General features: G+C 28.9%; 5 protein-coding genes. 4 read left to right on the top strand and 1 reads right to left on the bottom strand.

All coding sequences use genetic code 11. From position 1 onward, the window contains the following. The first annotated feature begins 116 nt into the window (after positions 1 to 116). Complete coding sequence (locus ACH2BC_RS02030) at positions 117 to 3428, top strand: T9SS type B sorting domain-containing protein (RefSeq protein WP_395052309.1); 3312 nt, start codon at positions 117 to 119, stop codon at positions 3426 to 3428. 46 nt (positions 3429 to 3474) lie between these two features. Here ACH2BC_RS02030 and ACH2BC_RS02035 read toward each other — a convergent pair whose 3' ends face one another. After that, positions 3475 to 3894: an OsmC family protein gene (locus ACH2BC_RS02035; protein ID WP_395052310.1), complete on the bottom strand. Its 420-nt coding sequence runs from the start codon at positions 3892 to 3894 to the stop codon at positions 3475 to 3477. A 333-nt stretch (positions 3895 to 4227) separates the two neighbouring features. Here ACH2BC_RS02035 and nadC point away from each other — a divergent pair, with 333 nt between their 5' ends. The 3 genes from nadC to ACH2BC_RS02050 all read left to right on the top strand — a co-directional run. Further along, positions 4228 to 5085 (top strand): carboxylating nicotinate-nucleotide diphosphorylase, encoded by an 858-nt coding sequence (gene nadC / locus ACH2BC_RS02040; protein ID WP_395052311.1) that lies wholly within the window; start codon positions 4228 to 4230, stop codon positions 5083 to 5085. A gap of 178 nt (positions 5086 to 5263) precedes the next feature. Then, entirely contained in the window at positions 5264 to 6217 is a 954-nt protein-coding gene (locus ACH2BC_RS02045; protein WP_395052312.1) for a YihY/virulence factor BrkB family protein, read from the top strand. Continuing rightward, positions 6210 to 6590, top strand: a 381-nt coding sequence (locus tag ACH2BC_RS02050; RefSeq protein ID WP_395052314.1) for a DUF2147 domain-containing protein, incomplete at its 3' end; no start/stop codon positions are given. The genes ACH2BC_RS02045 and ACH2BC_RS02050, both read left to right, overlap by 8 nt.

Consider the following 6590-nt stretch of genomic DNA (forward strand, 5'->3'; position numbering starts at 1 on the left):
AATTTTAGGCACTTTTTTATTTTATTTAAATTTTTATAATCATACCCAAATTATAAAATTCATTCGCTAGATTGATGAGTACTTTAAAAAATTAAATTTCATTACTACTTTTAGTTATGAAAAAAGTGCAAATTTATTTATTATACCTACTATTTATATTTCCATTTTTCACTTTTGGATTTATACTAAATGTTTCGTCTTCAACTGAAACCTGTACCGGAAACGGTTCTTTAACTTTTACATCAACAGATATTGATGCTAACGGAACAATTCTTTATTCAATTTATAAACTTCCAGAAGCTGTAATTCCAATATCAATAACTTCCAATACCAATTTAAACGGATTAACATCTGGCTTGTACAGAGTAATTGCAAAAGAAACAGTAAATGGAGTAGTTACTTCGCAACAAGTTGATGTTACTATTTCTAGCAATATTGTTCCGCTTGTTTATTCAATTTTAAGTTTAAACCAAGCTTGTACTGCTACAAGTTCAATAACTGTAAATACAATAACTGGTTTTCCTGTTTCGTATGAAATATTTGATGGACCAATTTTATTTCCTTTGCAATCAAGTAATGTTTTCTCAGGATTAGTTGTTGGTAACTATAGAGTTAGAGTTTTTGATGGTTGCGGAAATGGTTCTGTACAAGCATTTACTGTAATTCAAAATCAAGCAGAATTATCAATTGCAGAGCCAACATTTACAAATACTAATCCTGCGAATTGCAATTTTACAGTTGTAAATAATGTTATAACTCCTGCAAACGGAACTGTTATTGGGTATCCATTATCTATAAATTATAGTGTTTATCCGCCAACTGGCGCAGCTATTATTTTTAATCAAAATATAACCAACGGAAATTTAACATCTCAAACGCTATCTCAAACAATTCCATATTATCTTAACCAAAATTATTCGTATGATATTACTATTACTGATGTCTGCGGAATAGTTATAACCAAGAATTTTGTAATTAATCAAGGTATTGAATTATTGAGTACAATAGTTGTTTTAGATTGTAATCAATATCATTTTACACTCACAGCTTCCAATTTTACACCACCATATTCATTAAATTTTTTAAGTGCTCCAGCAGGATTTAATCCATCAACATTTAATGCCAATTATCCTGGACCATTTACTTTAAATACAATTGATTTTGGAAGTCCAACCAATCCAACACCAATTGGCGATTATACAGTTCAAATAACCGACAGTTGTGGTAGAACACTTGCAGTTCCAAGATTTTTTAGTGTTCAATCGGTACCAATTTTGCCAACAGCAGTTGCAACCAATGAAGGATGTTTAGCAAATCAAGGAAAAATTGAAATCTCAATTTTAGGATCAAATTTAGTTACAGTAATAATTTCAAATGCTCCAGCTACATATCCTTTTCCTTTACCACATGATGTTTCTAATTTAATTGATGTAAACGGAAATTTTACTTTGGCTCAAATTGTATCAGGAAATTACACCTTTTTATTAACAGATAGTTGTAGCTCAACTCTTTTACCATTAGATGTTTTAGTTCCAGTTTATCAAGATTTAGGCATAGTTTCAGAAATTCGTCAAGGTTGCGATTTACTAAAAGGTTCGGTCAGAATAAATAGTGAAAACGGACCTTTAACTTCTGTAATTTTAACTAATGCGCCAAGTTCTTATGCATCAAGTTTTCCAATTAATTTGTCAAATAATTTAATTGCTAATGGAATTTTTTATTTAGGAAATTTGCCTCCAGGAAATTATACATTTGCCACAATTGACGGTTGTAATTTTACTTCAACTAAAACAATTACTATTGCTGGATATGCTATAACTTCTGAGTCATTTTCTTTGCAACCCAACTGTGGCTCGTTTACTATTCCTTTAAACTTTGTTAGTAATGGAACTGCTGGACAAAAATTTTGGTTACAAAAACTTATTAATCCATCTACAAATTCTTGGGGAAATCCTGCTACAAATGTTGTTTATAGTGAAGGTAGTGTTCCAACTGCAACTAATTCTTTATTGTTAGTTAATAATGCAAACAATTTAAATTTAAGTTTTAATGGTACGTTTAGAATTGTTAGATATTTTTCGGCTTATAATTCTGGTAGTGAAGTAAATAATGGGTCGATTACAGATATTAATTCAAAATGTATAGAAATTTTAGCACCAACATTATCGTTTAATCAAAGTTTAGAAATTTTAGATGCCAACAGATTACCTTGTTCAACATCTGGAAATTTAGATGTTTTTATTAACGCTATAGGAACCAATCCATTAAAATTTAAAATAGTAACTAAAGATGGAAATCCGTTTTTCTTAGATAACGGAAATTCAAATATTTTTAACGGTTTGCAACAAGGATTGTATCAATTTGTAGTTGAAGATGCATGCGGAAACATAACAAATAAAATTTATGATATTGCAACATTATCATCGTTTATTGTAACAACTCAACCTGAAAATATGTTGCAATGTACTGCTACAATTACAGGTAATGAAACCTTTAATTTAACTCTTCAAAATCCAATAATTCTGGGTTCACAAGCTGCAAGTGAATATACAATTTCGTATTACACTTCTTTGACAGATGCACAGAATGCACAAAATTCAATAGTGAATTCTATAGCATTTAATCCATCTACAAATCCTCAAGAACTATTTGCAAGAATAATTTTTAATGCTTTACCAAGTTGTTATGAAGTTTTATCTTTTAACACAATAGTAGGACTGGAACCAAAATTAAACGTGAATCAACAATACATTAATTGTTCAACTTCACCACAAATAATAGATGCTTCAATTGGAAATTTACCTACAACTACCTATTTATGGTCAGATGGTTCTACTAATCCTTTAATTTCAATTTCTCAAATTGGTATAACTAATCTAGTAGTAACTGCAACAAATAGTTATGGAACTAATTTAAAATGTACAAAATCATTAAATATTGAAGTTATTAATTCTCAAATTCCACAATTTGATGCTATCGAAACTATAGATTGGACAACTAATGAAAATTCTATAACAGTTTTTACAACAGAAGTTGGCAATTTTTTATACTCTATTGATGGTGTAAATTTTCAAGAAAGTACTATTTTCTCTAATTTATTATCTGGACTTTATACTGTATATGTCAAGGATATTGGTGGTTGTGTACTTATAGAACAAGAAGTTTGGTTGTTAAATTATCCAAGATATTTTACACCTAATGATGATGGTTATCACGATTATTGGTTTATAAAAAATTCAAACTTGGAGCCAAACTTTAAAGTAACTATTTTTGATAGATACGGAAAATTAATAACCAATTTTAATTCCAATTCTCAAGGTTGGGATGGAAATTACAATGGAAATAAATTAATTTCCGACGATTATTGGTTTGTAATTAACAGGCAAAATGGACGAATTCACAAAGGTCATTTTGCAATGAAAAGATAAAAAATCCTTCTTATTTTAAATTTAATAAGAAGGATTTTATAATTTACTATTTAGTTAAACTAGCATTCAAAACTATTTTAGTATTAAATAATTTAGAAATAGGACATATTTCTTTGGCTTTAGTAGCAGTTTCTTGAAAAATTTCTTCACTAATTCCTAGAATTGTTGCCGTTAAATTCAATTGAATTTCTGTAATTGTTCCATCTTCAAATGTTACTTTGGCAACCGTATCTAAATTTTCTGCAGGAAAACCAGCATCGGTCAATAAAAAACTTAATTGCATTGTGTAACAACCAGAATGTGCTGCTCCAATTAATTCCTCTGGATTGGTTCCAACACCTTCATCAAATCTTGTTTTAAAAGATAATTGTGCATTGTTTAAAGTGGTACTTTGTGTAGAAATAGTTCCTTTTCCTTCCATTCCTGTACCTTTCCAATTGGTACTTGCTGTTCTTGTAAATTTCATAGCTTAAATTTTATTAATTAGACAATATCTACAAAGGTATTCATCATTAAATCTAATAAAGAAAATAAAAGTTTAAAGTTGTATTAAATTTTAACAAATAAAAAATAAAAAATACGTAAAACTACGTATAAATAAGAATAAAATCCGTTATATTTTTGCATCAGTAGGTTAAAGTAATGTAGGTTGAATTAACTCCACGGTAAGTATTTGGGATACGAGCTGTGGAGTTTTTTTTATTTTGTGTCAATTTTAAACCAATTTATATCTTTAAAAAATTACAACTCTTATTATAGTATTGCAAATTTCATTATTTTAGCCAATCAAATTTGCACTATGATTTCTCAAACCCAATTTAATCAAGAGTTACAACTTATAATAGAAAACGCCATTCGAGAAGATGTTGGAGATGGCGATCATTCATCACTAGCATGTATTCCTGCAAATGCTCAAGGAAAAGCTAAACTTTTAGTAAAAGATAACGGAATTATCGCTGGAGTTGAATTTGCCAAAATGGTTTTTAACTATGTAGATAAGAATTTAAATGTAACTACTTTTATTGAAGATGGAAGCGAAGTAAAGTATGGAGATGTAGTTTTTCATGTTGCTGGAAGTTCGCAATCTATTTTAAAAGCAGAACGTTTGGTTTTAAATTCAATGCAACGAATGAGTGCCATTGCTACAAAAACTAAAAAGTTTGTAGATTTACTTGAAGGAACAAAAACCAAAATTTTAGATACAAGAAAAACAACACCAGGTTTTAGAGCTTGCGAAAAATGGGCTGTAAAAATTGGTGGAGGCGAAAATCATCGATTTGCCTTGTACGACATGATAATGTTAAAAGACAATCATAACGATTTTGCTGGCGGAATTACAAATGCAATCAGTAAAACCAAACACTATTTAAAAGAAAACAACAAAGATTTAAAGATAATTGTAGAAGCCAGAAGCCTTGACGAGATTAAAGAAATTTTACAAAGTAATGGAGTTTATAGAATTCTAATTGATAATTTTAACTTTGAAGACACAATAGAAGCTGTAAAATTAATTGGAACTAAGTGTTTAACAGAATCATCAGGAAATATTAATGAAAAAACCATTAGAGATTATGCCAATTGTGGTGTAAATTACATTTCTTCTGGCGCATTAACGCATTCTGTTTATAATATGGATTTGAGTTTGAAAGCGATATAAATTTAGTAAAACAAAAAAGAATTTGAGTTTTAAAATCATATTTTTTAACATTAGAAAGATATAAATTGAAGTCCATATTGTCACACTGAGCGCAGTCGAAGTGGCATAACTTTAAATAAAACTTTAAAAATTAGAGTTTCAGTATCATAAAAAAGTGCCTTATTGGCAAATAAAATATATGAGCATAGAAATAGAAAGTAAACTTTTAAAAATCCCAGTTCTAAAACAATTGGTGCTTTTCTGCCAAACTATAAAATTGCCTTGGCTACAAGGTTTGTCATTTTACGATTTGTTAGAAATGTACATTATTGGCATAGTTGATGGAGCAGTTTCTTATCGTGCAACTGCAATTGCTTTTAGTTTTTTTATGGCTTTATTTCCGTTTGCATTATTCATTTTAAATTTAATTCCGTTCATTCCAATAGCAGGTTTTCAAGAAGATTTTCTCAATTTTGTACAACAAAGTGTTCCGCCAACAACTTACGATGCTATTTTTAAAATTATAAACGATATTCTTCATAATAGTAATTCTGGATTGATTTCTACAGGATTTTTCATGGCAATTTTCCTTATGGCAAATGGTGTAAATGCTGTTCTTGGCGGATTTGAAAATTCAAGACACATTATTCACAAACGCCGATTTTTTAGACAATATTTTATTTCAGTCGCTTTGTCAATTATACTTTCTGTTATATTACTTGTAACAGTTTCAACCATAATTATTTTTGAAGTTTTAATTCAAAAAACCAAAATTCAAGATGTACTTTCAGATAAAATTCAAGTAATTGAAATAAGCAGATACATCTTTGTGATTGCGATGATATTAATAACTACTTCATTATTATTCAAGTACGGAATTAAGCAACAACGCAAAATATCCTTTATTTCAATAGGTTCTGTTTTTACTACAATATTGATTATTATTTCTTCGTATTTTTTTGGGATTTGGGTAATTAAATTTTCCAAATACAACGAACTTTATGGTTCAATAGGTACATTATTGGTAGTTATGTTTTACATTTGGATAAATTCTATGGTACTTTTATTAGGATTTGATTTAAACGCTACTATTAACAAAATCAAAGTCACAGCAATACAAAACGATACTAAAAACGTGCAACAAAATGAATAGTAAAATAATAATTTGTGTACTTTTATTTTTTCAAATTTCGTTTTCTCAAACTGTAATTGGAAGATGGAAAACCATTGATGACGAAACAGGAAAAGAAAAAGGAGTTGTAGAAATTTACGAGAAAAATGGAAAAATTTACGGCAAAATTGTAGAAATTCTTGACGCACAACATCGAGATAAAAAATGTACTTTGTGTAAAGGCGATGATAAAAACAAACCCATTTTAGGATTAACCTTCATAAAAGGTCTTACAAAAGATGGCGACGAATACAATGACGGTCAAGTTTTAGATCCTAAAAATGGCAAACTTTACAAATGTTACATCACACTTATTGGTAATGACAAATTAAAAATTAGAGGTTATATCGGAATT

Origin of the sequence: Flavobacterium sp., assembly GCF_043760115.1 — a bacterium.
GTDB lineage: Bacteria > Bacteroidota > Bacteroidia > Flavobacteriales > Flavobacteriaceae > Flavobacterium.

Coding starts and splice junctions, on each gene's coding strand:
- ACH2BC_RS02030 (WP_395052309.1), top strand. CDS start 117: ATGAAAAAAGTGCAAATTTATTTATTATACCTACTATTTATATTTCCA.
- ACH2BC_RS02045 (WP_395052312.1), top strand. CDS start 5,264: ATGAGCATAGAAATAGAAAGTAAACTTTTAAAAATCCCAGTTCTAAAA.
- nadC (WP_395052311.1), top strand. CDS start 4,228: ATGATTTCTCAAACCCAATTTAATCAAGAGTTACAACTTATAATAGAA.
- ACH2BC_RS02035 (WP_395052310.1), bottom strand. CDS start 3,894: ATGAAATTTACAAGAACAGCAAGTACCAATTGGAAAGGTACAGGAATG.